Source organism: Kitasatospora sp. NPDC058243 (assembly GCF_042882025.1).
Lineage (GTDB): Bacteria > Actinomycetota > Actinomycetes > Streptomycetales > Streptomycetaceae > Kitasatospora.
In genome coordinates, this window is record NZ_JBHVWW010000054.1 from 62,667 (window position 1) to 64,068 (window position 1,402).

At 76.7% G+C, this 1,402-nt stretch carries 2 protein-coding genes (1 of these 2 running past the window's edge); both read left to right on the forward strand.

What is annotated here, in order from left to right; genetic code table 11:
- Positions 1-51 carry the 3' portion of a tetratricopeptide repeat protein gene (locus ACFVX9_RS28625; RefSeq protein ID WP_387984252.1) on the forward strand. Its footprint begins 2,058 nt before the window's first position, so only the last 51 of its 2,109 coding nucleotides appear in the window; its start codon lies beyond the left edge, outside the window; the stop codon is at positions 49-51.
- Positions 48-1,402 (forward strand): tetratricopeptide repeat protein (locus ACFVX9_RS28630; RefSeq protein WP_387984255.1); only part of this gene is annotated, 1,355 nt, incomplete at its 3' end. The genes ACFVX9_RS28625 and ACFVX9_RS28630, both read left to right, overlap by 4 nt.

Sequence of the window (1,402 nt, forward strand, 5' to 3'; positions counted from 1 at the left end):
AGGGGCATGACCAGACCCGCCTGCTCGGCGCCGACCACCCCGACACCCTGACCAGCCGCGACTGGCTCGCGGCCGCCCACGTCGTCGCGGGAGACCACCGGGCCGCGGTCGCCGGGTACGAGGCGCTGGTCGCCGACCACGTCCGGGTGCAGGGGCCGGACCATCCGCAGACCCTCTTCGCACGCGGCCGACTGGCGACGGCCTACTGCGAGGCCGGGCACCCGGCTTCGGCGGTCGCCCGGTTCACCGATCTGGTCCGCGACTACACCCGCGTCCTCGGGCCCGACCACCCCCACACCCTGGACGTGCGCAGCGGTCTCGCCCACGCCCACCGCGAGGCGGGCCAACTCCGGACGGCGGTGGACGAACACCGGGCGCTGGTCCGCAGCCGCTCCCGCGTCCAGGGGGCGGACCACCCCGGCACCCTGGAGGAGCGCAGCGACCTCGCCTACGCGCTGCGCGTCGCGGGCCGGACCGACCATGAACTGGCCGAGTTCGAAGACCTGGTGGCCCACCGCGCCCGCATCCAGGGCCCGGACCACCCGGACACCCTGGACGAACGGTCCAACCTCACCCGCACCCTGCTGCTGGCCGGGCGCCCCCGCGCGGCGCTCGCCGCATGCCGACGGCTCCTCGCCGACCGCGAGCGGGTCCACGGCCCCGACCACCACGAGACCTTCGAGGCGCGGCTGAGCCTGGCCCGGGCCCTCGGCGACGCCGGCGACCACCGGCACGCGGCGGAGCTGTGCGACCGACTCGTCGCCGACCGGCTGCGGGTGCTCGGCGCCGACCACCCCGCCGTCCTCCACACCCGCGGCTGGCAGGCCTGGCTGCACGGCGCGGCGGAGCACCACCGGCAGGCCGTGGAACTGCGCACACGGCTGGTGGCCGACTACGACCGGGTCCACGGCCCCGACCACCCGCAGACCCTCAACGCCCGCACCGGCCTGGCCTACGCCCTCCAGTGCGCGGGGCGGATCCGGGAGGCGCTCGCCGAACGCGAACGGGTGCTGGCCGACCTGACCCTGACGCTCGGCGCCGGGCACCCCACCACCCTCAGCGCCCGCCTCCAGCTGGCGCGGACCCACGACGAGAGCGGCGACCACCCGCGCGCCGTGGAGCTGTACGCGGAACTGGTCGCCGACTGCGTCCTGCTGTACGGCGAGGAGCACCCCCGCACCCTCAGCGCCCGGTGGTGGCTCGCCTCCGCGCACGGGGACGCCGGGGAGCACCGGCGCGCGGCGGAACTGTACGAAACGCTGGTGGCCGACCGCGCCCGGCTCCAGGGCCCCGACCACCCGGAGACGCTCGACACCCGGCGCTCGCAGGCGGCGGGCCACCGCGAGGTCGGCGAACTCGACCGCGCCCTGGAGCTGTACGAGGCACTGGTCGCGGACCTGGC